At 67.0% G+C, this 26391-nt stretch carries 23 protein-coding genes and 1 tRNA gene; 3 read left to right on the top strand and 21 right to left on the bottom strand.

The window, feature by feature from the left end; translation table 11 throughout:
• Positions 1 to 29 precede the first annotated feature (29 nt).
• Positions 30 to 1460, bottom strand: a complete 1431-nt coding sequence (gene gltX, locus D578_RS0110295; protein ID WP_018949874.1) for a glutamate--tRNA ligase — start codon at positions 1458 to 1460, stop codon at positions 30 to 32.
• 199 nt (positions 1461 to 1659) lie between these two features.
• Here gltX and D578_RS0110290 point away from each other — a divergent pair, with 199 nt between their 5' ends.
• Both D578_RS0110290 and D578_RS0110285 read left to right on the top strand, forming a co-directional pair.
• Positions 1660 to 2175 (top strand): peptidylprolyl isomerase, encoded by a 516-nt coding sequence (locus D578_RS0110290; RefSeq protein WP_026289291.1) that lies wholly within the window; start codon positions 1660 to 1662, stop codon positions 2173 to 2175.
• 7 nt (positions 2176 to 2182) lie between these two features.
• The gene (locus D578_RS0110285; RefSeq protein WP_018949872.1) at positions 2183 to 2938 is read left to right on the top strand and encodes a UDP-2,3-diacylglucosamine diphosphatase; all 756 of its coding nucleotides are present in this window, start codon (positions 2183 to 2185) and stop codon (positions 2936 to 2938) included.
• Positions 2939 to 3106: 168 nt separating this feature from the next.
• Here D578_RS0110285 and D578_RS0110280 read toward each other — a convergent pair whose 3' ends face one another.
• The 16 genes from D578_RS0110280 to rnr form a co-directional block, all read right to left on the bottom strand.
• Positions 3107 to 3328, bottom strand: a complete 222-nt coding sequence (locus tag D578_RS0110280; RefSeq protein ID WP_018949871.1) for a hypothetical protein — start codon at positions 3326 to 3328, stop codon at positions 3107 to 3109.
• Positions 3329 to 4005: 677 nt separating this feature from the next.
• Positions 4006 to 4842, bottom strand: coding sequence for a ferritin-like domain-containing protein (locus tag D578_RS0110275; RefSeq protein ID WP_018949870.1), 837 nt, complete (start codon positions 4840 to 4842; stop codon positions 4006 to 4008).
• A 30-nt stretch (positions 4843 to 4872) separates the two neighbouring features.
• A complete protein-coding gene (locus D578_RS0110270) occupies positions 4873 to 6444 on the bottom strand; it encodes a multicopper oxidase family protein (protein WP_018949869.1) in 1572 nt (523 codons plus the stop codon).
• Positions 6444 to 8960: a heavy metal translocating P-type ATPase gene (locus D578_RS0110265; protein WP_018949868.1), complete on the bottom strand. Its 2517-nt coding sequence runs from the start codon at positions 8958 to 8960 to the stop codon at positions 6444 to 6446. The genes D578_RS0110270 and D578_RS0110265 overlap by 1 nt, the downstream gene beginning before the upstream one ends.
• A gap of 11 nt (positions 8961 to 8971) precedes the next feature.
• On the bottom strand, positions 8972 to 9103 hold the full coding sequence (locus tag D578_RS16260) for a hypothetical protein (protein WP_018949867.1): 132 nt from the start codon (positions 9101 to 9103) through the stop codon (positions 8972 to 8974).
• Between the two features lie 108 nt (positions 9104 to 9211).
• Positions 9212 to 9568 (bottom strand): hypothetical protein, encoded by a 357-nt coding sequence (locus D578_RS16185; RefSeq protein WP_231364112.1) that lies wholly within the window; start codon positions 9566 to 9568, stop codon positions 9212 to 9214.
• 128 nt (positions 9569 to 9696) lie between these two features.
• Positions 9697 to 11166 carry a cardiolipin synthase gene (gene cls, locus D578_RS0110250; RefSeq protein WP_018949865.1) on the bottom strand — a complete coding sequence of 490 codons (1470 nt, stop codon included), beginning with the start codon at positions 11164 to 11166 and terminating at the stop codon, positions 9697 to 9699.
• A gap of 7 nt (positions 11167 to 11173) precedes the next feature.
• Positions 11174 to 12367 carry an O-succinylhomoserine sulfhydrylase gene (locus tag D578_RS0110245; protein WP_018949864.1) on the bottom strand — a complete coding sequence of 398 codons (1194 nt, stop codon included), beginning with the start codon at positions 12365 to 12367 and terminating at the stop codon, positions 11174 to 11176.
• A gap of 53 nt (positions 12368 to 12420) precedes the next feature.
• Positions 12421 to 13530, bottom strand: a complete 1110-nt coding sequence (gene alr, locus D578_RS0110240; protein ID WP_026289290.1) for an alanine racemase — start codon at positions 13528 to 13530, stop codon at positions 12421 to 12423.
• Positions 13531 to 13544: 14 nt separating this feature from the next.
• Entirely contained in the window at positions 13545 to 14903 is a 1359-nt protein-coding gene (gene dnaB, locus D578_RS0110235) for a replicative DNA helicase (protein ID WP_018949862.1), read from the bottom strand.
• Positions 14904 to 14982: 79 nt separating this feature from the next.
• On the bottom strand, positions 14983 to 15432 hold the full coding sequence (rplI, locus tag D578_RS0110230; RefSeq protein ID WP_018949861.1) for a 50S ribosomal protein L9: 450 nt from the start codon (positions 15430 to 15432) through the stop codon (positions 14983 to 14985).
• A gap of 68 nt (positions 15433 to 15500) precedes the next feature.
• On the bottom strand, positions 15501 to 16436 hold the full coding sequence (locus tag D578_RS0110225; RefSeq protein WP_018949860.1) for a hypothetical protein: 936 nt from the start codon (positions 16434 to 16436) through the stop codon (positions 15501 to 15503).
• 30 nt (positions 16437 to 16466) lie between these two features.
• Positions 16467 to 16691 carry a 30S ribosomal protein S18 gene (gene rpsR, locus D578_RS0110220; protein WP_018144049.1) on the bottom strand — a complete coding sequence of 75 codons (225 nt, stop codon included), beginning with the start codon at positions 16689 to 16691 and terminating at the stop codon, positions 16467 to 16469.
• 42 nt (positions 16692 to 16733) lie between these two features.
• Entirely contained in the window at positions 16734 to 17138 is a 405-nt protein-coding gene (gene rpsF, locus D578_RS0110215) for a 30S ribosomal protein S6 (RefSeq protein ID WP_018168152.1), read from the bottom strand.
• A 172-nt stretch (positions 17139 to 17310) separates the two neighbouring features.
• Positions 17311 to 18087: a 23S rRNA (guanosine(2251)-2'-O)-methyltransferase RlmB gene (rlmB, locus tag D578_RS0110210; RefSeq protein ID WP_018949859.1), complete on the bottom strand. Its 777-nt coding sequence runs from the start codon at positions 18085 to 18087 to the stop codon at positions 17311 to 17313.
• Between the two features lie 106 nt (positions 18088 to 18193).
• Complete coding sequence (gene rnr, locus D578_RS0110205; RefSeq protein ID WP_018949858.1) at positions 18194 to 21106, bottom strand: ribonuclease R; 2913 nt, start codon at positions 21104 to 21106, stop codon at positions 18194 to 18196.
• A 243-nt stretch (positions 21107 to 21349) separates the two neighbouring features.
• Between rnr and D578_RS0110200 the strand changes: the two genes are divergently transcribed.
• Positions 21350 to 21436 (top strand) — tRNA-Leu (locus tag D578_RS0110200).
• Positions 21437 to 21579: 143 nt separating this feature from the next.
• On the opposite strand, the gene D578_RS0110195 is transcribed toward D578_RS0110200, so the two are convergent.
• From D578_RS0110195 to hflK, 4 genes are all read right to left on the bottom strand, one after another.
• Positions 21580 to 22881, bottom strand: coding sequence for an adenylosuccinate synthase (locus D578_RS0110195; RefSeq protein ID WP_018949857.1), 1302 nt, complete (start codon positions 22879 to 22881; stop codon positions 21580 to 21582).
• Positions 22881 to 24065, bottom strand: a complete 1185-nt coding sequence (locus D578_RS0110190; RefSeq protein WP_018949856.1) for an ATP phosphoribosyltransferase regulatory subunit — start codon at positions 24063 to 24065, stop codon at positions 22881 to 22883. The genes D578_RS0110195 and D578_RS0110190 overlap by 1 nt, the downstream gene beginning before the upstream one ends.
• A 132-nt stretch (positions 24066 to 24197) precedes the next feature.
• Positions 24198 to 25082 (bottom strand): protease modulator HflC, encoded by an 885-nt coding sequence (gene hflC, locus D578_RS0110185; RefSeq protein WP_018938413.1) that lies wholly within the window; start codon positions 25080 to 25082, stop codon positions 24198 to 24200.
• Positions 25082 to 26296, bottom strand: coding sequence for an FtsH protease activity modulator HflK (gene hflK, locus D578_RS0110180; protein ID WP_018949855.1), 1215 nt, complete (start codon positions 26294 to 26296; stop codon positions 25082 to 25084). Before hflK ends, hflC begins: the two co-directional genes overlap by 1 nt.
• Positions 26297 to 26391: the final 95 nt, after the last annotated feature.

The following is a 26391-nucleotide window of genomic DNA, read 5'->3' as shown; positions in this document are numbered from 1 at the left end:
CCGCAGGCGGGCGCTTGCTTTGCGCGGATTCAGCCCGCTGCGTGACTACGCGCGGCTTCCAGGCGCAGACGCACGCGTTCGCGCCCCAGATACTCCCAGATACGCGGCAACTCCGGCCCAAAGGTCTGCCCGGACAACGCCGCCCGCAACGGCATGAACAGCTTGCGCCCCTTGCGTTCGGTGGCCTGCCCCACCGCCTTGGCCAGGGCGGGGAAATCCTCGGCCGCATCCAGCGCCTCCAGCCCAGCGTTAAAGAAATCCGGACCTGCGGCGGTCAGTTCCTCGTGCGCGGCCTCGCTGTACGGCGCCGGATCCGTGGCGAACGCCGCCACCCACAGCGGCGCCTCCTCGGCGCGGGTGATGTTGTCGCGCAGCAGCCGCGCCAGGGTCGGGCGCTGCTCGGCGGCGACCGTCTCCAGCACCCCCGCCGCCTCCAGATAGGCCTGCATCTCGGCATCCGAAAGGCTGCGCAGGGCCTCCGACTGCCAGTGATCCAGCTGCTGCGAATCGTGCCGCGCGGCACTGTGGCCAATGCGCTCGGGGCTGAATCCGCCCGCCAGCTCCGCAGGCGACAGCAGGGCGTCGCTCTCGTAGCGATGCCCCAGGCGCGCCAGGTGGTTCAGGATCGCGACCGGGAGATAGCCCTTCGTCCGCAACTCCTCGACACTCGCGGAACCGTTGCGCTTGGACAGCGGCGCCCCGTCCTGCCCCATCACCAGCGGCAGGTGGTGATAGGCCGGCGCGCCCAGGCCGAGGGCCTCCAGCAGCATCATCTGCCGCGGGGTGTTGGCGATATGGTCCTCGCCACGCACCACGTCGGTCACGCCCATCAGGGCATCGTCGATCGCGTTGGAGAAGAAGAAGGCCGGCGTGCCATCGGAGCGGCGGATCACGAAGTCCCCGATCTCGTCGGTCCGAAAACTGACCGGCCCGCGCACCCCGTCCTCGAAGCGAATGGTCCGGCCCAGCGGCACGTGAAAACGCAGCGTGGGCTTTTGCCCCTCGGCCTCGCGCCGGGCGGCCTCCTCCGCATTCAGATGAGCACAGGTCCCGGGATAACGCGGCGGCTTGCCCTGGGCGCGCATACGCTTGCGGCCACGCTCCAGTTCGGCCGACGAACAGAAGCAGGGATAGGCGAGCCCCTGATCGATCAGCTGCCGGTAATAATCGGCATAGAGGTCGCCGCGTTCGGACTGCGCGTAGGGGCCGGCATCGCCCCCGGCGCCGAAGCCTTCGTCCCAGTCCAGCCCGAGCCAGCGCAGATCGCGCTGCAGCGCGTCGACGAACTCCGGGCGCGAGCGCTCGGCGTCGGTGTCCTCGATGCGCAGCAGGAAACGCCCCCCGCGCGAGCGAGCCAGCAGCGCGCTGAACAGCGCGGTGCGTACATTGCCCAGGTGCAACAGACCGGTGGGGCTGGGGGCGAAGCGGGTGCGGGTTATCGAGTTCGTCATCGCGCGCATGGTAGCGGAGCGCCCACCGGCTCACCAGCGCTTCGCCCTCACGCCCACACACACTTCCGGCATGCTGGCAGGCCTTGCCAGTGGCGGGTACCATTGCCGGTCTTATCTTCCGGAGGTCAGTCCAATGCAACGCATCCGTACCCGGCTCGGCGTCGTGCTGGCCACCCTGCTGATCACCCTCTTTACATCAGGAGCCCTCATGGCCGATACCCATCCGCAGGTCGCAATCGAAACCAACCACGGCCGCATCGTGCTGGAACTCAACGCCGAGGCCGCGCCGGAGACGGTCGCCAACTTCCTCTCCTATGTGGATGACGGCTTCTTCGACGGCACGATCTTTCACCGCGTGATCCCGGGCTTCATGGTCCAGGGCGGCGGCTTCGACAAGGACATGAACCAGAAGTCCTCCGGTGAGCCGATCCGCAACGAGGCGGACAACGGCCTGAAGAACGAGGTCGGCGCGATCTCCATGGCGCGCACCCAGGACCCGCATTCGGCCACCGCACAGTTCTTCATCAACGTGAACGACAACGACTTCCTCAACCACACCGCCCCGAACGCGCAGGGCTGGGGTTATGCCGTGTTCGGCAAGGTCGCCGAGGGCATGGACGTGGTGCGCAAGATCGAGGCCCTTCCCACCGGCCGCGCCGGCATGCACCAGGACGTGCCCCAGGAGCCGGTCGTGATGGAAAGCGTCAAGCGCGTCGAGGACTAACCCCTTCGTGAGTGCCCGCGCGCCGGCCCTGGTCATCTCCGACCTGCATCTGGATCGCGAGCCCGGCCCCCTGCTGGATGCCACGCTCGCCTTCCTTGAAGGGCCGGCGCGCACGGCCTCCTCTCTGTACATCCTCGGCGACCTGTTCGAGTACTGGGTCGGCGACGACGCCGGCTTTCCCGCTGCCGAACGGCTCGCCCAGGAACTGCACGCACTCGAATGCCCGGTGGCCTTCATCCATGGCAACCGGGATTTTCTCGTGGGCCCGGCCTATGCCGCACGCGCGGGGATGCAGCTCGCTCCCGACCCCCTGCATGCGGCCCTGCCCTGCGGACCCGCCGTGCTATTGCACGGCGACTCCCTATGCACCGACGACACCGAGCACATGGCGTTTCGCCAGCAGGTACGCAGTGGCGAATGGCAACGTGCGTTTCTGGCCCATCCGCTGGAAGAACGCATCCGCCAGGCCGAGGCCATGCGCGCCGCCAGCCGCGACAAGGGTCAGATGAAGGCCGCCGCGATCATGGACGTCAATGCGGAGACAGTCGCCGACACCTTCCGCGACACCGACGTCCCGCTGATGATCCACGGCCACACCCACCGCCCGGCGATCCACGAGCTGACCGTCGACGGCCAACCGCGCCAGCGCTGCGTCCTGCCCGCCTGGGACGAACACCCGGGGTACCTGGAGATCAGCGCGACAGGCCCCATCCTGTGCCAACTCGACGGCACACCCTACCCCGAGCGCCTGCTCTGCCCCTGATCGAATCCGCCCCAGCGCACATTGCCGGATCGCATTCTGTGAAAGCAGACTTTGTGGTGACAGGCTTTGTGGGAGCGGGCTTGCCCGCGAAAGCCCCCGCCAAGCCCTGACAGAAAGCCCACAGGGTCCCGAATCGCATCGGTACGAAGATAGCCTTTTAGGTCGAGGCTAGGCCTCGTTCGGCATCCGGTGTTTACGTGCCTTCGGTCCGCCGCCTGCCATGCGCTGACTCGCCAGCGCGCCGCGCCCGTTTTTGATCAACAACTGGCTTTCTTGCTTGCCCAAGAAAGTGCCCAAAGAAAGGCTGCCGGATTCCGCCCGGAAACCTTGCTCCAGGGTCCTCGGGCCGGCGGCGCTGAACTCGCTGCGCCTGCGGCTCCGCTCAGACATCCAGCGCCCCGTATCTATTGTTAACTGGCCAGCCGGAGGACCCTTCCACAAGGGGCTCCATACGGGAAGCGAAGGTCAAAACAGATGGTATCCCGTAGGGTGCGGTTGAGCGCAGCGAAACGCACCGACCCCACGCCGTGCGAAACCCTGATGCGATTCGCTTCGCTCATCACATCCTACGCCCCCCGGCGCCCGCTTCGCGGGCGCGGCACGCCATGGCCGCAGGCCGCGCGTGCCCAGGATGTGTGAAGGGCCCAGCCTCTATCCATTGGCACTATGGCTGGGACAGCCGTTGTCTTGATCTTCCCCCCGTTGTCGTCGCGCCGAGTGGAGAGGCTTTTCGCGGGACGATTCTAAATAGACACGGGGGCGCTGGATGTCTGAGTGGAGCCGCAGGCGTAGCGAGTTCAGCGCCGCCCGCGAAAACCCTCGGAGCGAGGGAACCCCCGGCCCGCGCAGCGGGCCGGGGTCGCGGCAGTCGGGCGTGTTTCTTGGGGACTTCTTTGCACGAGCAAAGAAGTCCGTTGTTGATCAAAAACGGGCGCGGTGCGCTCGCGAGAAAGCGCTCGGCAGGCGGCGGACCGAAGGCACGTAAACACCGGATCCCGAACCAGGACCAGCCTCGGATCGCGAAGACAAACGCAATGTCGGTGCGTTTCGCTGCGCTCAACCGCACCCTACGGGGAGTTCCCGGTGGCGGCCTGGGCCTCCAGCTGCTCCATCTCCGATTCCGTGAAGCCGGCGGCGCGGCGCGCCGCGTGGGCGAACGGCGGACGCACGCGGCCGGGCATGTACTCGGCGAGCAGGTCGAGGAACAACGGTTCGGGATCGAGACCGCGCGCCCGGGCCAGTTCGCGGAACCAGTGGGTGCCGATCGCCACGTGCGCGACCTCTTCGCGCTGGATGATCTCCAGCAGCGCCACGGTGTCGGCATCGCCCGCCGCCTCCAGCCGCTGGATCATGCCCGGGGTCACGTCCAGCCCGCGCGCCTCCAGCACCCGTGGCACCAGCGCCATGCGCACCATCACGTCGTGGTCGGTGACCAGCGCCGCCTCCCACAACCCGTTGTGAGCCGGCAGATCGCCGTAGTCCGCACCCAGCTCAACGAGCCGCGCCCGAAGCAACCGGAAGTGCCGTGCCTCTTCCGCTGCCACCTGCAACCAGTCGCTGACGAACGGTGCCGGCATGTCGCGGAAACGATACACGGCATCCAGTGCCAGGTTGATCGCATTGAACTCGATATGCGCCACCGCATGCACCAGCGCAACCCGCCCGGCGGTGGTGTGCAACCCACGCCGCGGCAACTCTTTCGGATGTACCAACTCCGGCCGCTCCGGCCGCCCCGGCACCTCCATGCGTGCCGGCGCGGGGGCATTCGCACCCTCCAAGTCATCCGCCCACCAAGCGTGCATCAGCTCCAGCACGCGCTCGCACTTGGCCTCCGGATCACACTCGCGCAGCGCGACCTCGGCCGCAGGGTAGACGGCCGGATGCGGCCGCGGTCTTTCGGTCATGCCGTTCCTTTCCCTTGTCGTCGCGACCCGTCAGGCCCGGACGCGCACGTTCACCATCATGTCGTTGTCTTCGTGTTCCAGATTGTGGCAGTGAAACACGTAGAGCTGATCGCCTTCATAGTTATGGGTGAAATCGATCGCGATGCGCACCGTCTCGCCCGGCCACAGCAGGACCGTGTCCTTCCAGCCCAGGTCGGCGACGGTCAGCCCTTCTTCGTTCACGGCCTGCTCGCGCACGAAATCCGGGCCACCGGACCGCGACAGCACCTGGAACGAAAAGCCATGAATATGCATCGGATGCGGCATGCTGCGGTCCGCATTGCGGATCACCCACACCTCTTGGGTGTTGGCATCCACCTCGATCGGCACCCGGTCCGGGTCATAGACCTCGCCATTGATGCGCCACTGCATCCGCGCCATATCCAGGCGGATGTCGCGTTCGGCTGCGTTGGTCACGTCGATGGGCTCGATCCGCGACAAGCGCTCGGGCACCTCGGCGGTGACCGCCTCGCCCTCTCGGACCACGAACTCGAGCAGCGCGAGCGGATCGCCATCGTGCATGCCGCCACCCATCATGCGACCCATACCACCGCCCATGCCGCCACCCATCATGCCGCCGCCGGCCATCGGCTCGAATTCCAGGCTGTGCAGCTCGACCCGGTCGCCTCCGGCAAACGCGGCAAAGTCGACCAGCAGCTCCAGGCGTTCTCCAGGAGACAGGAAGGCCTCGTGGGCCTCCCGGGGTGATTCCAGCAGACCCGCGTCCGTGCCGATCACCTGGAACGGAACCGCCTCGCCGTCCGCCCGCAGTGCCAGGCGATAGATCCGGGCGGTGGAGCCGTTCAGCAGGCGCAGGCGATGCAGGCGCCGCTGCACTTCATGGGTCGCCGACGGCGTCATGTTCACCAGCACCTCGTCCCCGAGATAGCCCATCATCCTTTGCATCGGGTTCGGCTGGTACACCAGATGGCCGAGCCGGTCGAAGCGCTTGTCCTGCAGCACCAGCGGCAGGTCGGTATTGCCGAGTTCCAGCCCCAGCGCGTCGTTCAGCGCCTCATTGTCGTCATCGCTCACCAGCAGGAAGCTCGCCAGCCCCTGGTGGGCCTGGCGCGCCGTCCGATGGTGGGCGTGCGTGTGGTACCAGTAGGTGCCCCCGCGATTGGTCACCCGGAACCGGTATTCATACTGGCTACCGGGATTGACGGTCTGGATCGGATGTCCGTCCTCCCGGCCCGGCACATGCAGGCCATGCCAATGGATGATCGTGCCCTCGTCCAGCTGGTTATCCAGTGTCACATCCAGCTCGTCCCCGGTGCGCAGCAACAGGATCGGGTTCTGATACTCATGGCCGTTCATCTTCGTTCGATACCAGAGGAATGGCGTCTCACCGCGCCCCGGCACCGACAACCACCCCTGTTCCGCCACCAGGGTCAGCGGCTCATTGGGCTCAAGCACCGCAAACGGTCCGTCGGCGCCAGGCAGAAACAGCGTGTTGTCGAAACGGGGGGCGGACACCGCGTGGTTGAACAGGCTCCAGCCGCCGAATGTGGTGATCACGGGAAGCGCCGCGGCCAGCCCAAGAAACTGACGTCGTTTCATCATTATTTTTCTCCAGTACGGGATGCCGGCATGCTCCGGCGCAGCAGAATGGAATTTCCGATAACCGAGAGCGAGCTGGCGGTCATCGCGACCACACCGATCATCGGGTGCAACAGGCCGGCCGCGGCGATCGGGATCGCGGCGCTGTTGTAGGCCCAGGCCCAGAACAGGTTCTGCACGATCTTGCGAAAGGTCAGCCGCGACAGGCGCACGGCCTCGACGACCTTGGTCAGTTCACCGCGCACCAGGGTCACATCCGCCGCCTCGATCGCGACATCCGCACCGGCCCCGATCGCAATGCCGACATTCGCCTGTTGCAGGGCCGGGGCATCGTTGATGCCGTCGCCGACCATCGCCACGTGATCGCCGTACTGTTGTTGCAACTCGCGGATGGCCTCGACCTTGCCCTCCGGCAGCACCCCGGCGCGGACCTCGTCGATCCCCACCTGGGCGGCCACGGCGTTCGCGGTGCGCTCGTTGTCGCCGGTGACCATCACGCAGCGGATACCGAGGGCATGCAGTTGTTCGATCGCGGCCTGCGACTCTTCCTTGAGCGTGTCGGCCACCGCGACAATGCCGGCCGGCTGGTCGCCAATGGCCACCAGCATTGCGGTCTTGCCGGCATCCTCCAGTTCCCGCAGGGAATCCAGCAGGGCCGACGGATCCAGGCCCTGCTCCTCCAGCAGCCGCTGGCTGCCCACCAGCACCCGTTCACCGTCGAGGTGCGCCTCCACACCGCGGGCAGTATGCGACTGGAATTGCTCGACATCGGCAACTTCCAGCTCCCGGTCACGCGCGCCCTGCACGATGGCCTCGGCCAGCGGGTGCGCGGAACCGGCCTCGACGGCCGCGGCCGCCCGCAGCACCCGGGACTCGTCGAAGCCCTCGGCCGGGATCACGTCGGTCAATGCCGGCTTCCCCCGGGTGATGGTGCCGGTCTTGTCGAGCACGATCACCGCAATGTCCTTCAGCGTCTGGATCGCGGAGCCCGAGCGGATCAGCACGCCGCGCTCGGCCCCCATGCCGGAGCCGACCATCAGCGCGGTGGGCGTGGCCAGCCCCAGCGCACAGGGACAGGCGATCACCAGCACGGCGATCGCCGCCAGGATCGCCAGCACCAGGGGCGGACGCTCGGAATCGACCCAGGGCAGGAAGGCCTCGCCCCAGATCAGGATCGGCTGCAACGCCCCGGAGAACGCCAGCCAGGCCGCGAACGACGCCAGCGCGATCACCAGCACGGCCGGGACGAAACGCGCGGTGATCCGGTCCGCCAGCTCCTGCACTGGCACGCGCGATCCCTGCGCCTCGTTCACCAGGCGGATCACCTGCGACAGGAAGGTGTCAGCCCCCACCCGAGTGGCGCGCACCTTCAGCCGCCCCTGCTGGTTCAGGGTGGCACCGAGGACGGTGTCGCCCTCACCCTTGTCCACCGGGACCGACTCGCCGGTCGCGATGGACTCGTCCACGGTGCTCTCGCCCGCCACCACCTCGCCATCGGTCGGCACCTTCTCGCCCGGGCGCACGATCATCACGTCGCCCACCTGGAGCGACTTGACCGACACCTCGACCTCCTCGCCATCGCGTTCGACCCGGGCGGTCTTCGCACCCAGGTCCAGCAGCTTGCGGATCGCCGAGGAGGCCTCGCCCTTGGCGCGGTACTCCAGATACCGCCCGAGCATGTGGAAGGCCATGATGGTCGCGGCCATCTCGATGAACGAGGTCATCGGATAGACGAAACCGACCAGTCCGATCAGGTAGGGCGGCAGCGAGCCCATGGAGATCAGCACGTCCATGTTCAGGTTCCCGCTCTTCAGCGAACGCCAGGCGGAACGATGCGTGGCCGCGCCCCCCGCGAGGAACACCACCGGGAAGGCCAGCAGCGCGATGATCAGCAGATAGCCCGGGATCGGCTGCCAGAACATGTGCGGCATCATCAGGACCATGATCGCGATGGTCGGCACCATCGCGAACCACAGACGGTTCCAGGCCTGCTTCACGTAGGCCGCATCGATCGCCGCGTCGTCCGCCTCGCTCGCGGCGTCGTCGGTCTCCACCGCCGCCACGTCGTAGCCAGCCCCTTCCACCGCGGCGCGCAGGGCCTCACCATCGGGCCCATTCGGTGTCACCTCCACCGTCACCCGATGGTCGGAGATGTTGGTGCGCACCGTCTCGATCCCATCGAGCTTTTCGATCGCCGCACGCACGATGCCCGCACAGTGATCCGAGCCCATGCCCGGCACCACCAGGCGCACCGCACCCGAACCCCCGGCCTCGCCCTCGACCTGCGCAACATCGTAGCCGGCACCCTCCACCGCCTCGCGCAGACCCTGCGGGTCCACCTGGTCGGGGTCATACCCCACCGTCACCCGGTGGCGGGCGATATTGGTCCCCACCGAGGTCACCCCCGGGGTCTTCTCCAGCGCCGAGCGCACGATGCCCCCGCAGTGGTCCGACCCCATGCCGGGGACGATCACCACCGCCTCGCGCGCGTTCGCTGGCTTGGTTTCTGACGTCGTCATCGCGTGACTCCTTAGCGGCCACCGAACAGATACTTGATCAGCGCGGCGATCCCGAGGATCAGCAACACCAACACCAGAAGCCCGATCAGGCCTCCGCCGAGACCCATACCGCCCATCCAGCCAAAACCTTGTTCATTCATCATGATGTAGTCCTCCCAGGGACCTAAATGCAACGGCGATACGCGAAACCGCGCACCGAGGGGGCGATCAACAATCGCCCGGGGCCAGGCGGATGCCCGGCCGGGGAGGACTCAGAGAGGGGGCCGCAGATCCGGACCCGCACGGGCGCCGGGACCCATGGCCACGGCCCCCGGAACGGGGCGGGACAGCGAAGCGGTGACCGGCATGGTCACGGAGGAAGGCAGGGCCGAGACCCCGCAGGTGCCACAGACCGCGCACGGCATCTCGCAGGCCGAAAGGCCGGCCTGAACCGCGGGGTCCGAAGGCATGAGGTCCGAATGCACTGTGGCACCTTGATCCGGGCAATGGCCCGGCGTCGCCACTTGCGCCCCGTGACCCCCATGCATCATCCCCGCACCGGCGATCGGCGCCAGCAACAGCGCAGCTGCGATCAGCAGAGTCAGCAGGTGGGACAGGGCGCGCGGCACGGGCAGGCCTCGAAAACACATATGGAGTACAAGTCTAGCAGCGAGGGCTGCCTTTCACATGATCCAGATCAAAGGCCGTGAAGACCCTATTGCGGGGACACAAAACAGCGGGAACGCTTGCCGCGCCGCTACAATACCGGCGCCAGCAGATAGGCTGCACGCGCCGCCACACGGCGCCAGAGCGGCAGGTCATCCACGTCCTGCGGGGTCATCTCGCGCGAGCGGGCGAAGTCGGCCTCGAACATGCGCGCCGTCTCGCGCGCGAACGCGGGGTCCATCACCAGCGCAGTGACCTCGAAGTTCAGACGAAACGACCGGTTGTCCAGGTTCACGGTGCCCACGGCCGCGCCCATGTCGTCCACCACGAACGCCTTGCCGTGCAGGAAGCCTTCCTCGTAACGATAGACACGCACGCCGGCGTCCAGCAGCGGTCCCAGGAAGGCGTAGGCCGCATGCGTGGTCAGCGGGTTGTCGGTGACCTCGGGAATCAGTACGCGCACGTCGACGCCGCTCAAGGCGGCCAGCTTGAGCATGCCCTGCACGCCCTCGTCGGGGACGAAGTACGGGCTGGCGATCCAGATGCGGCGGTCCGCCGCGTGGATCGCCTGCTGCATCATCAGGCTGGCGGTCTCGAATTCGTCGGCCGGACCCGAGGGCAGGATCAGCACCGGGACGCCGTCGTCGGCCACGGTCGCCGGCTGCCATTCCAGTTCGGGAATCTCCTCGGTGGCCCAGTGCCAGTCCTCCAGGAACACCGACTGCAGCGCGAGGGCCGACGGGCCCTCGATGCGCAGGTGGGTATCCCGCCACGGGCCGATCCCGGGGTCGCGGCCCAGGTATTCGTCCGCCACGTTCAGCCCGCCGACCCAGGCCTGCTCGCCGTCGGCGACCACGATCTTGCGGTGATTGCGGAAATTGAGCTGGAAGCGGTTGCCGCGCCCGCGGGTGGAATGGAAGTGGTGCACGTGCACGCCGGCCTCGCGCAGGGTGTCCAGATAGGAACCGGGCAGGCGGTAGCTGCCGATCTCGTCATACAGGAAATAGACCTCGAGCCCGTCCCGCGCCCGCTCCACCAGCCGGCGCTGGAGTTCGCGCCCCACCTCGTCGTCGCGCACGATGTAGAACTGCACCAGCAGGTAGCGCTCGGCCTGCTCGATCCCCTGGAAGATGCTGTCGAAGGTCGCCTCGCCATCCACCAGCAGCTCGACCTGGTTACCGTCGAGAAACGGCCAACGGGCGAGTTGCTGCACCCCATCCAGGTGCTTGCTGGGTTCGGCCGCGAAGTACTGGTGCGACCACAGCTCCTCGGTCTTCGGCTGCAGGGCCCGGGCCAGGCTGGAATCCACGTCACGGCGCGCGACCACGTAACCGCGAAACTCGCTGGCGCCGAACACCCAGTAGGCCGGCACGGCCACATAGGGGACGGTATTCAGCGAGACGATCCACGCCACCGCCCCCTGTGACGTGCGGGTGGACATCAGCGCGTCCAGCGACGACAGGAAGCCCAGCAGGTGAAACCCAATCACCACGGTCAGCAGGACGCGCCAGCGCGGACGCCGACGCGGCTGCGAACGGGCCTCCCCGGCGGGAGCCGACATCGCCGCCTCAGCCCAGGGCGTCGAGGCCGCGGGCCAGGTCGCGCTGGATATCGGCGACCGACTCGAGACCGACCGCGACGCGTACCAGGGCCTCGGTAATGCCCTGGGCCTGGCGCTTTTCCGGATCCACGCGGCCGTGGGTGGTGGTGGCTGGATGGGTGATGGTGGTCTTGGCATCCCCCAGGTTCGCGGTGATCGACAGGAACTGCGTGGCGTCGATCACCGACCAGGCCGCCTCGCGCCCGCCGGCAACCTCGAAGCTGAGCACCCCGCCGAAGCCGCTTTGCTGCTGCTTCGCGATTGCGTGCTGCGGGTGATCCTCGAGGCCTGGGTAGTGCACGGCGGTGACCGCGGGGTGGGACTGCAGCCACTGCGCCAGATTAAGCGCGTTCTCGCTGTGCGCACGCATGCGCAGGGCCAGCGTCTCCAGCCCCTTCAGGAATACCCAGGCATTGAACGGCGACAGCGTCGGCCCGGCGGTACGCAGGAAGCCGTAGACGTCCTTGCCCACCCGCTCGGCATCCCCCACCACGGCACCACCCAGGCAGCGACCCTGGCCGTCGAGGAACTTGGTCGCCGAGTGGATGATGATATCAGCGCCCAGATCCAGCGGGCGCTGCAGGATCGGCGTGCAGAAGCAGTTGTCCACCGCGAGCAGCACGTCGTGGCGATGCGCGATGTCGGCCAGGGCGCGGATGTCCACCACCTCGCCCAGCGGGTTGGATGGCGTCTCGCAAAAGTACAGCCGCGTGTTCGACTGCGTGGCCTGGTCCCAGGCATCGAGGTTCGACAGCTCGACGTAGGTCACCTCGACGCCGAAACGCGCCAGGTAGTTGTTGAACAGCACGGTGGTGGTTCCGAACACCGATCGCGAGCAGACCACGTGATCGCCCGCCTTCAACAGCCCCATCATGGTCGCGAGGATCGCCGACATGCCGGAGGCAGTCGCCACACAGGCCTCGCCCCCTTCCAGCGCCGCCAGGCGGTCCTGGAAGGTGCGCACGGTGGGGTTGGTGAAGCGCGAATAGATATTGCCCGGGACCTCGCCACCGAAGCGCGCCGCGGCCTCCGCCGCACTGCCGAACACGAAGCTCGAGGTCGGGAAGATCGCCTCGGAGTGCTCGCCCTCGGGCGTGCGCTGATAGCCATAGCGGATGGCAACGGTCTGCGGGTCGTATTCGCTGGGATCGAAATCGGTCATTGGGGTCTCTCGGGCCACGGATTGCTGACCGGACAGTGTACCCGGCGTTTCCGTCAGTTTCCGGGCTGCAGCCGGTCGGCCACGCGCGTGAGCAAGTCGTAGCTGATCGTACCCGCCGCGCGGGCGACCCGCTCCACCGGCAGGCCCTCGCCCCACAACGTCGCCATGTCACCGACCTGCACCTCCGGCAACCCGGACAGGTCCACCGCCAGCATGTCCATGGAGACACGTCCGATCAGCGGGCAGAGCCGGTCCTGCACCAGGATCGGCGTGTCCGACGGGGCATGGCGCGGGTAGCCATCGGCATAGCCCATCGCCACGATCCCGGCACGGCCCGGATCGGCGGCGGTCCAGGTCGCGCCATAGCCCACCGTACTGCCGGGCTCGAGCGGCTGGGTGGCGATGATCGGGGCGCGCACGGTCATCGCCGGCCGCAGATCGCCGTCCGGGCCCTCCGGCAGACGCCCGGCGGGTAGCGAGGCCGGATGCGCGCCGTAGAGCATGATGCCGGGACGGGCCCAGTAGTCGCCGGGCGCCGCCGACGCCCCACCCTGGCCCCAGCCGGCGAACAGGGCCGCCGAGTTGGCCACGCTGCGCTGCCCCGGAAGCTCCGCCACCGTCATGGCGAAGCGTTCTAGCTGGCGGGCATTCTGGGGGTGACCGGGCTCATCAGCGCAGGCTAGGTGGGTCATCCAGTGCAATCCGTCATGCCCGTGCCCGGCGGCCCGCAAACGCGCATCGACATCCATCGCCACCTGCGGGGCGAAGCCCAGCCGGTTCATGCCAGTGTTCAGTTTGACCCAGACCTCGGGCAAGGTGATGCTCGCGGTATCCAGGTAATCGAGCTGCGCCGCATCATGCAGCACGGCCTGCAAGGCGAACTCCGCGCAGGCGCGCGCCTCGGCCACGTCGCGCGGGCCCTGCAACACGAGCAGTGGGCCGCCGAAGCCGGCAGCGCGCAGGGCGCGGGCCTCGCCGATCTGGGAGACGGCCAGGCCGTCGCTCGCCTCGGCCAGCGCCTCGGCCGCCCACAGCAGGCCATGGCCATAACCCTCGGCCTTGATCACCGACCACATCGGAACGCCGGGCGCCAAGCGGCGCGCCACGCCCAGATTATGCCGGAGGGCCTCGGGATGGAGCTGGATACTTGCCGCGCGTCTCACGCCGCACCTCAGGCCTAGTGGCCCATCTCGCCGTAGACGTCGGGGGCGTAGTTCTCGAAGCGGGTGAACTGCCCGTGGAAGGTCAGGCGCACGGTGCCGATGGGTCCATTACGCTGCTTGGCGATGATGATCTCGGCCGTGCCCTTGTCGGGCGACTCTTCATTGTAGACCTCGTCGCGATAGACGAAGGCGATGATGTCCGCGTCCTGCTCGATAGCGCCAGACTCGCGCAGGTCGGACATCACCGGGCGCTTGTTCGGACGCTGCTCCAGCGAACGATTGAGCTGCGACAATGCAATCATCGGCACGCTCAGCTCCTTCGCTAGCGCCTTCAGGCTGCGCGAAATATCCGAGATCTCGTTCGCGCGATTCTCGCTGCTACCGGGGGACTGCATCAGCTGCAAGTAATCGACCACGATCAGGCCCAGGCCCTTGTGTTCACGCATCAACCGACGGGTCCGTGCCCGCAGCTCAGTGGGCGAGAGCGCCGGCGTATCGTCGATATACAGCGGGGCCTCGGAGAGCATCTGCACCGCACTGGTCAGACGCGGCCAGTCCCCGTCCTCCAGCCGTCCGGAACGCAGCTTCTGCTGGTTGATGCGGCCCATCGAGGATAGCAGGCGAATGGCCAGCTGCTCACCCGGCATCTCCATGGAGAAGATCGCGACCGGCTCGGAGTTCTTCATCGCCACGTACTCGGCAATGTTCATCGCGAACGAGGTCTTCCCCATCGAAGGTCGCCCGGCCACGATCACCAAGTCGCCCGGATTGAGCCCCGAGGTCAGGGCATCCAGGTCCTGATAACCGGTCGCAATCCCGGTGATCGGATTCTGGCTCTCGTAGAGATACTCGATCTGGTCCACCGCTGCGGTCAGCAACGGTTTCATCCCGCGAAAGCCCTGGGCCCCGCGCGCGCCCTGCTCGGCAATGCGGAACACCTTCTGCTCCGCCACGTCCAGCAATTCCTTGGAGCCGCGGCCTTCCGGGGTGTAGGCGGAATCAGCGATCTCGGTACCTACCGAGATCAGCGAACGCAGGATAGAGCGCTCGCGGACGATATCCGCATAGGCCACGATGTTCGCGGCACTCGGCGTCTCGGCGGCCAGCCGTCCGAGATAGGCCATGCCCCCGGCCGATTCCAGCTCGGTCGTGCGATCCAGCTGCTCGGACACGGTGACCATGTCGAACGGAGCATTACGATCCGCCAACGCGGACACCGCCCGGAAGATCAGGCGGTGATCATGGCGGTAGAAGTCGTCTGCAGTGATGCGGTCCGCCACCCGGTCCCAGGCAGCGTTATCCAGCATCAGCCCTCCGAGGACAGCCTGCTCGGCCTCCTCGGAATGCGGGGGGACCCGCGGATTCGGGATCATGGGCGAGTTCATTCGACGAACCCGCCCATGTGCCGGGCATCAGCGACCCGGTGGGGCCACCTTCCCGACGTCCTTCGGATCACTCTTCGCCGATCACGACGACGCGGATGTCGATGTCCACGTCCGAGTGCAGGTGCAGGGCGATCTCGAACTCACCGGTGGTACGCAGCGGACCTTCCGGCATGCGCACTTCGCGCTTTTCGACTTCGGTGCCCTTGGCGGTCAGGGCATCGGCGATGTCCGCCGGGCCGATGGAGCCGAACAGCTTTCCTTCGCCACCGGACTTCGCGGTGATCTCGAGCACGGTTGCGTCCAGCTTTTCCTTGCGGGCCTCGGCCTCGGCCAGGGACTCGGCGGCCGCCTTTTCCAGTTCGGCGCGACGCGCCTCGAATTCGGCGATGTTCTCGGCGGTGGCGAACTTGGCCTTGCCCTGCGGCAGCAGGAAGTTGCGCGCAAAGCCCGGACGCACTTTGACGCGGTCGCCCAGGGTGCCCAGGTTATCGATCTTTTCCAGCAGAATGACTTCCATCTTTGGTATTCCTGTAACGTTTGATCAGCCCCCGAAGGGGCGCATTCTACACCGGTCTCGGACCGGTCTCACGGATTGTTGTCACTGTCCTGCCCGCCCTGCGCGGAACCGGGGCCCAGCCGCGCGCGGATATCCGCCCAGGCGTCGATGACCCCGATGGTGGCCAGCAGCAGAAACATCTGCGGCATGGCCAGGGCCAGGAGCACGTACATCCCCACCAGCCAGAAACTGCTCATCCCCTGGCGGACGGTCAGCGCGTGCATCAACGCGATCCCCTGCAGGAAGAACAGTACCGCCAGGATGAACGCCAGCTCCGTGGCCACCGGGACCGGGCCCAGATGCCCGATACCGGCCAGCAGCAGCGTGACGGCACTCAGCACCCGCCCGAACTGCAGGCCCCGGAACTCCTCGCCGAAGGCCCCCGGGTTGTACAGCAGCGCCTGCCAGTAGCGACCCAGAAGCACCGCAAGGGTCAGGCTCAGCAGCAGGATCCCGGCCAACAACCCGGTCAGGTATGGCGCCGCGCGGCGCAGCCCCGCCTCCAGCTCCTGCGGTCCGGTCTCGCTGCCCTCGACCAGAGGCCCCAGCAGCGCCATGCCAGCCTCGGCCCAGGTGGACTCGAGATCCGGCACCAGCAGGTGCGCGGCCAGCACGCCGATCCCGGCGACCGCGGCGGCGACCTGCAGCGTCATGCGCCACGAGACCGTGCGCCGCAGCAGCTCGGCGAGCAGCGCCACTGGCGCCCACTGCACAACCCCGGCGACCACCCCCGCGAACAGCGGGGCCTCCGGGATCAGGACAAACATCGCCACCCCGAGCAGCACAGCGGACAGCGCCATCACCAAGAGCGCCTGCCCCAGGCCGACGCGCAGCCCCACCAGCGCGATCAGCGCACTGCTGAGCAGCGCCACCGGAGGCAGGAACAAGCCCGCCACGCCAAAGCCGGAAACCGCGCCCACGGCGCGGCTCCGGCTTTTCATCGCAAATTCGGCCAGCACGCGCATGGCGACGGCCCCGGCGAACCGGTGCGGGACTTAGTGGTTGTCGCTGTACGGCAGCAGGGCGAGGAAGCGTGCACGCTTCACCGCGGTGGCCAGCTGGCGCTGATACTTCGCGCTGGTGCCGGTGACGCGGCTGGGCACGATCTTGCCGGTCTCGGTCACAAAACCCTTCAATAGATTCAGGTCCTTGTAATCGATGTACTCGATGCCTTCGGCGGTGAACTTGCAATACTTGCGGCGACGCGGAAAACGGGCCATGTCAGATCTCCTTCAATGATTCGGTCAACGAACGGGCGAGATTTACTCGGCGGAAGCCGAGTCGTCGGAGGCGCCTTCGCCACCCTCGTCGTCACGCTCGCGGCGACGGCCCTTGCCACTCTCCTCTTCCTGGCCCTTGGCCAGCGGGGAGATCTCGGTCACGGCCTCTTCCATGCGCATCGCCAGGTGGCGCAGCACGGCATCGTTGAACCGGAAGGCACTGGCGAGTTCTTCCATCGCCTCTTCCGAGGCCTCGATGTTCATGAGCACGTAGTGGGCCTTCACCAGTTTCTGGATCGGGTAGGCCAGCTGACGGCGGCCCCAGTCTTCCAGGCGGTGGATCTTGCCTTCATGACCTTCGACCAGGCCCTTGTAGCGCTCGATCATCGCCGGGACCTGCTCGCTCTGGTCCGGATGGACCAGGAATACTACTTCGTAGTGACGCATCGGGAACTCCTTGCGGGTATCAGCCTCCCGTCAAATGCGGTGAGGCAAGGGTTCGACCCAGCGGACGCAGCCGCAGGGCAGAAAGGCGCGACACGATAACCGAAGCGGGCGCCAACAACAAGCAGGGAGCCGACGAAACAGGGGTTTGCACCACCCCCCGGAAGGCTACCGGCTACGCAGAACCAGACGGCGGACTTTCGCGGCGCTGACGGACGGCCTCGAACAAGGTGACGCCCGTGGCGACAGAGACGTTGAGACTCTCCACGGCGCCCTGCATCGGCAGGGCCGCGAGGTGGTCACAGGCCTCCCGGGTCAGACGCCGCAGGCCCTCGCCCTCGGCCCCCATGACGATCGCGGTCGGCGGGCGCAGGTCCAGGTCATAGAGGCTCTCCCCCCCCTCCCCGGCCAGGCCTACGGTCCACATCCCGGCATCCTTCAGGGCCGCCAGGGTCCGCGCGAGATTGCCGACCGTCACCACCGGCACGGTCTCGGCGGCCCCGGACGCCACCTTGACGGCGGCGGGGGTCAATGCGGCGCTGTGATGGCGCGGCATGACCACCGCCCCGGCCCCGGCCGCATCGGCGGTCCGCAGGCAGGCCCCGAGATTGTGCGGGTCGGTCACCCCGTCGAGCACCAGCAGCAGATCCAGGCCATCGCGCACCCGGGTGATCAGGGCCTTTTCGTCCAGCAGCGGACGCGGCGTGCAGTGCACGACCACGCCCTGGTTCTGGAACCCCGGAAGCTGCTGATCCAGCCGCTCGCGGCCTACCCGCTCGATCGAGATGTCCCGCGCCTGCGCCAGCTCTCGCAGGCGCTCCAGGGCGGGCTCGATGGGGTCAGTCGCCAGCTGCAACCGCTTGACCCGCTCCGGGGCCCGCTGCAACACGGCGGCCACCGCGTGGATGCCACCAAAGGTCTCGGCGCGACTGCCCTTGCCCCCCTTGCTCATCGTGGACCTCCGGCGCGGCGATCCCGCCACGGGTCAAGGTCCCGGCCGGTATCGCCTGAGCGGCCCCCGAGCAAGCGGGGGAACGGACGCGGGCTCACCCGGCGCCTCAGGACGAGGACGGACGTCGACGGCGGCCGCGGCCACGTCCGGACCCAGACGATTCCTTGGCCTTGGCCTTGGCCGGCCGATCCGCACTCGGCTCGACAATGGTATTTCCGTCCTTGTCGGCCTCGGGTCGCGGCGGCGGAACCGCCTCGTTGCCCGGTTCCGGGGCATCGCTGTTACCTTCATCCAGCGCGTTCCGCGGGCTGCGTTCGTTGCCCCGGCCACGTCCGCTACCCCGGCGGCGTTCATTGCCCGGGCTCGCTTCATTGCCTGGGCTTGCCTCATTGCCTGGGCTTGCCTCATTGCCTGGGTTTGCCTCATTGCCCGGGCTTGCCTCATTGCCCGGGCTTGCTTCATTGCCTGGGCTCGGCTCTTTCCCCGAGCTCGGCTCTTTCCCCGGTTTCGGTTCTTTCCCCGGTTTCGGTTCTTTCCCCGGTTTCGGCTCTTTCCCCGAGCCCGGTTCTTTCCCCGGGCTCGGCTCGGCAGACGGGCTCGTCTCGCCACCGGCGGCCCCACGGCGGCGACCACCACGACGGCGGCGCTTCTTCTTCGGCGCCGGGCCGTCATCATCGGCCGCGGGCGCTTCCGACTCAGCTGCTGTGGGTTTTGCCTCCGGCTCGGGCGCTGCTGCGGTCGGCTCGGCGTCGGCCTCGACCGGGGCCGTATCGGCATCCTTGCGGCGCTTGCTACGACGGCTGCGCTTTTTTGGCGGCGGATCGGCGGGGCTCGGCTGACCCGCTTCCTGAGCCAAGGCCAGGTCGATCTTGCGATCATCCAGGCTCACTCGGGCCACCTGCACCTGGAGTTCGTCGCCGATACGGAACACCCGGCCACCGCGCTCGCCGGTCAGGCTGTGGCGTGCCGGATCGAAGTGGTAGAAATCGTTGTCGAGGCTGGTCACATGGACCAGGCCCTCGATGTAGACGTCCTTGATCTCCACGAACAGACCGAAGCCGGTCACACCGGACACCACGCCGGGGAAGGTCTCGCCGACCTTGTCCTGCATATACTCGGCCTTCAGCCAGGCCACCGCGTCGCGGGTCGCGTCGTCGGCGCGTCGCTCGGCCATCGAACAATGCTCGCCCAGCTGCTCCATGTCGCCATGCGAGTACGGGAAGGCCTTGCCACTGCCCTTGCGCAGCACATGGCGAATACCGCGATGCACCAGCAGGTCCGGATAGCGGCGGATCGGCGAGGTGAAGTGCGCGTAGTCGTCCAGCGCCAGGCCAAAGTGGCCGTCGAGTTCCGGGGCATACACAGCCTGGCTCAGCGAACGCAGCAGCACGGTCTGGATCAGCTGCTGGTCGGTGCGCTGGCGCGCTGCCTTCAGGACTTCGGTGTAGTCGGCGGGGCTCGGCTCGTCACCACCGCCCAGGCTCAGGCCCGCGCCATTGAGGAAATCTCGCAGGTCGTCGATCTTGTCCGACGGCGGCTGATCATGGATGCGGTACAGGGCCGGCACCTTGTGCTTCTTGAGGAAGCGTGCGGCGGCCACGTTGGCCATGATCATGCATTCCTCGACCAGGCGATGCGCATCGTTGCGTACGGTCGGCACGATCTTTTCGATCTTGCGGTCCTCGCCGAAGACGATCTTGGTCTCGGTGGTGTCGAAGTCAATCGCGCCGCGGCGATTGCGGGCCGCGTGCAGGGCCTTGAAGGCCTGCTGCAGCGTTTCCAGGTTCGGCATCACGTGCGCGTTCTGCTCGCGCTGCGCCGCGTCGCCGTCGAGCATCGCGGCCACGTCCTCGTAGATCAGGCGGGCGTGCGAACGGATCAGTCCCTCGTGGAAGCGATAGCTCTTCAGCGCCCCGCGCGCACCGATCTCCATCTCGCAGATCATGCTCAGGCGATCGACGTTCGGATTCAGCGAGCACAGACCGTTGGACAGGGCCTCCGGCAACATCGGAATCACGTTGTTCGGGAAGTATACCGACGTGCCACGGGTGCGCGCCTCGCGATCCAGCGCGGCGTCGCGCTGCACGTAATGCGACACGTCGGCAATCGCAACCCACAACCGCCAGCCCTTGCCTTCCGGCTCGCAGTACAGGGCGTCGTCGAAGTCGCGGGCATCGTCGCCATCGATCGTGACGAACGGCTTCTCGCGCAGGTCCAGGCGGTCCTTCTTGTCCGCCTCGGCCACATCGGCGCCCAGCTCGTCGGCCGCCGCCGTGACCTCGTCCGGCCACTCGTGCGGCAGGGCGTGGGCACGGATCGCGATGTCGATCTCCATACCCGGCGCCATATGCTCGCCCAGGACTTCCTGTACATCCCCGCGCAGGCGCGCCGTGCGCGAAGCAGATTGACGGATGCGCACGACCACGATCTGGTCGTCGACGGCATCGCCCAGGCCATCCGGCGGCACCAGGATGTCGTGGGTGATGCGCTTGTTGTCCGGGGTCAGGATGCCGACACCGTCCTCGATCTTCAGGCGCCCGACCACCTGGGTGGTGTTGTGCTCCAGGACCTCGACGATCCCGCCCTCGCGGCGCCCACGGCGGTCCACGCCCATGACCCGAGCGAGGACCCGGTCACCGTGGAAGATCCCGCGCATCTGCTTGGGCGACAGGAACAGGTCGTCGTCCTGCTCGTCCGGCACCAGGAAACCGAAGCCGTCGGGATGACCGATCACGCGCCCGCGGATCAGGTCTTCCTGGTTGACTGGCAGATAGGCACCGCGACGGTTGCAAAGGGCCTGCCCATCGCGCTCCATCGCCTTCAGGCGGCGGCGCAGGGCCTCGAGGCGATCCTCGTCGTCGATCTTCAGACGTTCCGCGATCTCGTCGTAGGACAACGGATTGTCGGCTTCCTGCAGAAGCCCGAGGATGAACTCGCGACTGGGGATGGGGTTGTCGTATTTCTGCGCCTCGCGCTCGAAATTGGGATCGGCGGGGGTCTTGCGACGTTGTCTTGGCATTCAGTGAACTCTGTGGATGTTGCAATGGGCAGCCCCTCGCCGGGAATCCGGCTGGGCGCGCAAAGCGCCCATTATGAGGCATGCGGAATTTTGTTGCGCAGGGGACGCGTTTGCGCGCCCCCTGCCGACCACACCGGAGGGGCACATTCCCGCTCCGGGACGTTGACAGCCTCCCGGGCGCGCTCTATATTGCGCGCTCCTGAAGCGCAGGACACACGGTTTTCCCAGTGTGTCGTCCCTCGTGCCGAGGTGGCGGAATTGGTAGACGCGCTAGCTTCAGGTGCTAGTGGGGGTAACCCCGTGGAGGTTCAAGTCCTCTCCTCGGCACCATTTTTTAGCTGTACCCGAATCCCTGTTATACGCGAAGCGACACCCGTGAGGGTGGCGTATCTTTGCGCGTGGTACATCCCACCTGCTTCGCCACCGGACACGTCGGGGCTCGCAAGATGGGAGCCCCGACGTGTCTATCTGAATCAGCTGTCGAACGGGTCGCGCAGCACCAGGGTCTCGTCCCGATCAGGCCCGGTGGAAACCATGTCGACCGGCACTCCGACCACCTCGCTGAGCCGCTCCAGATAGGCACGTGCATTAGCCGGAAGCTTATCGTACTCGCGGACCCCGACCGTCGATTCCGTCCAGCCCGGCATCTCCTCGTAGATCGGCGTGCAGGCCGCATAGGCCTCGGCGCCGGACGGCGGCGCCTCGCGGGTCTCGCCATCGCAATTGTAGCCCACGCAGATCTGCACGTTCTCCAGGCCGTCCAGCACATCCAGCTTGGTCATGCACAATCCGCTGATGCTGTTCACCTTGACCGCCCGCTTCAACGCGACTGCATCGAACCAGCCGCAGCGCCGTGCCCGCCCGGTGGTGGATCCGAACTCGTTGCCCTGGCGCGCCAGGTGTTCACCCATATTGTCGAACAGCTCGGTGGGGAACGGTCCGGCGCCCACCCGGGTGGTGTAGGCCTTGGTGATCCCCAGCACGTAGTCCAGGTCCCGCGGGCCAACGCCGGACCCGGTGGACGCGCCACCGGCGGTGGTATTCGACGAAGTCACGAACGGATAGGTGCCGTGATCAATGTCGAGCAACGTCCCCTGGGCCCCCTCGAACATGACGTCCTTGCCCTGCTCGCGCAGCTTGTGCAGGCGCCCGGCGACATCCGTCACCATCGGCTGCAAGCGTTCGGCATGCGCCAGGCACTGCTCGAGGACCTCCTGCTGATCCACCACCGGCGCCTTGAAATAATGCTTCAGGGCAAAGTTGTGGTAGTCCATCACCTCACCCAGCTTGGCGGCCAGGCGTTCGCGGTGGAACAGGTCGTCCAGGCGCAGTCCCCGGCGCGCGACCTTGTCCTCATAGGCCGGGCCGATGCCGCGCCCAGTGGTGCCGATCGCGGCCTTGCCACGCGCCTTTTCGCGCGCGAGGTCGAGGGCCACATGGTAGGGCAGGATCAGCTGACAGGCATCCGACAGGCGCAGACGGTCCGCCACCGGCACACCCTTGGCCTCCAGCTCCTCCATCTCGGTGATCAGGGCCTCCGGCGAGAGCACCACGCCATTGCCGATCATGCATTCCACGCCCTCGCGCAGGATGCCCGACGGGATCAGGTGAAGCACGGTCTTCTCGCCATCAATCACCAGCGTATGCCCGGCATTGTGCCCACCCTGGAAGCGCACGACGGCCGCGGCATCCTCGGTCAGACGATCGACGATCTTGCCCTTGCCCTCGTCACCCCACTGGCTGCCCAGTACGACTACAAAACGTCCCATCGCCATCAATGCTCCACTACTGTCCATTCCCCGGCGCGCTGCTCGAGCCGCGCGCCCCCGGGTAATTCGTTTTCCTGGCCTTCCAGCTCGCGCACTACGCGCACGCCGCGTGCCCGCAGATCCGCAATGGCCGCCTCCAGCGCCACATCGCCAGTGGCCGGTGCAAGCACCGTCTGACGAGCCGTCATCGGCGCCCCGGCCTCGCGGCGCACGAAGGCGCGCAGATCGGTGCTGAAACCGGTGGCCGCCCGTGCGCGGCCGAACACGCGACCGATCTCGTTGTAGCGTCCACCCCGCGCGATCGCCTGGCCGGAACCGGGCACGAAGGCCGCGAACACCAAACCGGTGTGATAGGCATAGCCACGCAGCTCGGCCAGGTCCAGGTGCAGGTCCAGCCCCGGCTCGCTGGCCTCGAGACGTGCAACCACGGCCTGCAGGTGATCCAGCGCCACCGCCACCTCGGCCGGCGCACCGGCCAGGGCGCGACGGGCGGCGTCGAGTACCGTGGCATCCCCATTCAAATCCACCAGGGAGCGCAGCCGCGCGCAGGCCGCCGGATCCTTGCCCCCGGCCTGCCAGGCGGCAAGCGTCTGCTCAATCTCGGGCACGCTCTTGCGCTGCAGCTGGTCGAAGAAGTCCTGCTCCTGGTTCACATTCAGGCCGGCATCCTGCGCCAGGGCGCGGTAGATGCCGACGTGGCCGAGGTCCATGCTCGGACGTTCCGCCCCGCAGGTCGCCAGGGTCGCGAGCATCAGGCGGATGATCTCCAGATCACTGTCGATCCCGTCATGACCGAACAGCTCGGCCCCGGCCTGCAACGGGCTGCGCGAGCCGGACCACTCGTCCGCGCGGGTCCGCAACGCGGAACCGACGTAGCACAGGCGGTTCGGGCCCTGCACACGCAGGCGATGCGCGTCGATCCGCGCCACCTGCGGGGTCAGATCCGCGCGCACGCCCATCATCCGGCCGGTCAGCTGGTCGGTCAGCTTGAAGGTCTGCAGGTCCAGGGCGTGCCCGGCCCCGGTCAGCAGGGACTCCAGATACTCGGCCAGGGGCGGCATGACCAGGTCATAACCCCAGGTGTCGAACTGGTCGAGAACGCGCCGGCGGAGATCCTCCAGGCGGCGCGCGGCATCCGGAAGGGCCTCCTCCAGCCCGTCCGGCAGCAGCCAGCGATTGATATCGGTCATCTCGTCCCTGCCCTTGTGCTGTGATCCACCACGCCCGCTTGGCGGCCCGGCAAAAGTCGGGCCCGGAATCTTCCGGGCCCGTTGCAAACGGCCACCTTCAAGGCAGCCACGGCTGCCCGCAACCGAACCCCGTTACCGGGTCGGCAGCGGCGCCGGGCGTTCGCCACCAGGGGCGTTGAAGAACTGGAAGAACTCGGAGTTCGGCTCCAGGATAAAGGTGCTGTTTTCGCCGCTCATGCTGTTGCGGTAGGCAATCAGGCTCCGATAGAAGCGGAAGAACTCCTGATCCTCGCCAAACGAACGTCCCAGCGTCTCGGTGGCGATGGCATCACCCGCACCGCGGATCTCTTCCGAGTCACGATAGGCATTCGCCAGGATGACCGTGCGTTCACGGTCGGCGCGCGAGCGGATGCGTTCGGCCTCTTCCTGACCGCGGGCGCGGAAATCCTGGGCGACCCGCTGACGTTCGGCGCGCATACGCTCGTACACCGACTCGGACACCTCCTCCGGGAGGTCCATGCGGCGGATGCGGACATCGACCAGGTCGATCCCCAGCTCCTGCGCGGTCTCCAGCGCGGTCTGGCGCACCGCACCCATGATCGTCAGGCGTTCGCCAGCGACCACGTCCTGCAACTCGAAGCGCGCAAACTCGTTACGCATCCCGTCGCGCAGGATCTGCGCCAGGCGCTCCTCGGCCAGGCGCTCGTCACCACGAGTGGCACGATAGAACTGGCCGACATCGTCGATCCGCCACTTGGCGTAGAAATCGACAATGATGTTCTTCGCCTCGGAGGTCAGGAACCGATCCGGCGGGATGTTCAGCGTCATGATCCGGGCGTCGAACTTCTCGACGTTCTGGATCAACGGGAACTTGAAGTGCAGCCCAGGGGCCGGGTCGACCTCGCGAATCTCCCCAAGGGCGAACTTGATCACGCGATCGCGCTCGTCGACGGTGTAGGTCGACAACGCGACCACGATCCCGAGCACGACTACGGCAATACCGACGATGCGTAACATTAGCGAACCTCCCGCGAACGCTGGGCGGCCGGGCTGCGATCGCCCAGTCGGTTCGTGCCCGTGCCACTGTTGCCGAACGTGCTGCGGCTGGTATCCAGCGGCCGCGGTGTTGGCGTGTCACCGGAATTAGTGGTGGAGCGCTGCCCCTGGAACAGTTGATCCAGCGGCAGCATCATCAGGTTGTTGCTGCTGCCGACATCCAGCATCACCTTGCGGGAATCCTGCAGCACGGCCTCGACGGCCTCGAGGTACAGACGATCGCGGGTCACCTCCGGCGCCTGCTGGTATTCGGCCAGCAACTGATCGAAGCGAGAGGCGTCACCTTCGGCGCGCGCAATCACCTGATCCTGGTAACCCTCGGCCTCCTCGATGACGCGGGCGGCCTGACCGCGGGCCCGCGGGATCACGCCATTGGCGTAGGCCTCGGCCTCGTTGCGGAAGCGCACCTCGTCCTCGCGGGCGCGGATGGCGTCGGCAAAGGATTCCTGTACCGGCTCCGGCGGCTGCGCCTGCTGCATGGACACGGCAGTCACGATAATGCCCGCGCCATATGAATCGAGGTTTTCCTGCATCACTACCCGCGAGGAGGATGCGATCTCGCCACGCCCCTCGCCGAGAATGAAGTCGAGGTTGTTCTTGCCGATGCGCTCGCGTATCGCCGACTCCATCACCTGGTTCACGGTGGTGTCGGGGTCGCGCACATTGAACAGATAATCGACCAGATCGAGGACGCGGTACTGCACCGCGATATCGACGTCGATGATGTTTTCATCGCCGGTCACGATCAGGGCGCGATGGGAGAGGGTTCGCACGTTGTCGACATTCTCGATCTCGACGCGCTCGATCGGGTACGGCAGGTGCCAGCCCGGACCCGGGTTCTTCACTTGCTGGAACTCGCCGAAGCGCAACACGACGCCGCGCTCGCCTTCCGAGATGATATGGAACCCAGAGGCCAGCCAGACGACCACGGCAATGATCAGACCCAGGCTGACCAGGGCCTGCGTGCCACGCCCCATGCCGCCACTCCCGGAACCGCCGGAGCCACCACTGTCACCCCCGCCAAAGATCCCGCTCAGCTGCCGCGACAGCTTGCGCATCATCTCTTCGAGGTCGGGCGGCTGGTTACCGCCTCCGCCGCCACCGCTACCGCGCTGGCCGCCGCCGCCCCCACTCCAGGGGTCGCGGTTGTTATTTCCCGGTTCGTTCCAGGGCATGGAGTGGACTCCGTCGCTCGCTCAGGGCTGCGCCCGACGCGGAATCCATGGAGACCGGCGGGCATAAGGGGACACATTCTAGGGAGGCACACCCG

Source organism: Thioalkalivibrio sp. ALMg11 (assembly GCF_000377905.1).
In the GTDB taxonomy this organism is placed as follows: domain Bacteria; phylum Pseudomonadota; class Gammaproteobacteria; order Ectothiorhodospirales; family Ectothiorhodospiraceae; genus Thioalkalivibrio.
The sequence above is the reverse complement of the archived record's forward strand: the minus strand, read 5'-3'. Positions and strand labels throughout refer to the sequence as shown.

Bases quoted from the DNA above. Each gene is read 5' to 3' on its own strand.
- rplI (WP_018949861.1), bottom strand. From the start codon at position 15,432: ATGGAAGTCATTCTGCTGGAAAAGATCGATAACCTGGGCACCCTGGGC.
- rnr (WP_018949858.1), bottom strand. From the start codon at position 21,106: ATGCCAAGACAACGTCGCAAGACCCCCGCCGATCCCAATTTCGAGCGC.
- D578_RS0110280 (WP_018949871.1), bottom strand. From the start codon at position 3,328: ATGTCTGAGCGGAGCCGCAGGCGCAGCGAGTTCAGCGCCGCCGGCCCG.
- hflC (WP_018938413.1), bottom strand. From the start codon at position 25,082: ATGTTACGCATCGTCGGTATTGCCGTAGTCGTGCTCGGGATCGTGGTC.
- D578_RS0110190 (WP_018949856.1), bottom strand. From the start codon at position 24,065: ATGACCGATATCAATCGCTGGCTGCTGCCGGACGGGCTGGAGGAGGCC.
- D578_RS0110225 (WP_018949860.1), bottom strand. From the start codon at position 16,436: ATGCGCGTGCTGGCCGAATTTGCGATGAAAAGCCGGAGCCGCGCCGTG.
- D578_RS0110265 (WP_018949868.1), bottom strand. From the start codon at position 8,960: ATGACGACGTCAGAAACCAAGCCAGCGAACGCGCGCGAGGCGGTGGTG.
- rpsR (WP_018144049.1), bottom strand. From the start codon at position 16,691: ATGGCCCGTTTTCCGCGTCGCCGCAAGTATTGCAAGTTCACCGCCGAA.
- D578_RS16260 (WP_018949867.1), bottom strand. From the start codon at position 9,103: ATGATGAATGAACAAGGTTTTGGCTGGATGGGCGGTATGGGTCTCGGC.
- hflK (WP_018949855.1), bottom strand. From the start codon at position 26,296: ATGCCCTGGAACGAACCGGGAAATAACAACCGCGACCCCTGGAGTGGG.
- D578_RS0110275 (WP_018949870.1), bottom strand. From the start codon at position 4,842: ATGACCGAAAGACCGCGGCCGCATCCGGCCGTCTACCCTGCGGCCGAG.
- D578_RS0110245 (WP_018949864.1), bottom strand. From the start codon at position 12,367: ATGACCGATTTCGATCCCAGCGAATACGACCCGCAGACCGTTGCCATC.
- D578_RS0110290 (WP_026289291.1), top strand. From the start codon at position 1,660: ATGGCCGATACCCATCCGCAGGTCGCAATCGAAACCAACCACGGCCGC.
- rlmB (WP_018949859.1), bottom strand. From the start codon at position 18,087: ATGAGCAAGGGGGGCAAGGGCAGTCGCGCCGAGACCTTTGGTGGCATC.
- rpsF (WP_018168152.1), bottom strand. From the start codon at position 17,138: ATGCGTCACTACGAAGTAGTATTCCTGGTCCATCCGGACCAGAGCGAG.
- dnaB (WP_018949862.1), bottom strand. From the start codon at position 14,903: ATGATCCCGAATCCGCGGGTCCCCCCGCATTCCGAGGAGGCCGAGCAG.
- gltX (WP_018949874.1), bottom strand. From the start codon at position 1,460: ATGCGCGCGATGACGAACTCGATAACCCGCACCCGCTTCGCCCCCAGC.
- D578_RS0110195 (WP_018949857.1), bottom strand. From the start codon at position 22,881: ATGGCGATGGGACGTTTTGTAGTCGTACTGGGCAGCCAGTGGGGTGAC.
- cls (WP_018949865.1), bottom strand. From the start codon at position 11,166: ATGTCGGCTCCCGCCGGGGAGGCCCGTTCGCAGCCGCGTCGGCGTCCG.
- D578_RS0110270 (WP_018949869.1), bottom strand. From the start codon at position 6,444: ATGATGAAACGACGTCAGTTTCTTGGGCTGGCCGCGGCGCTTCCCGTG.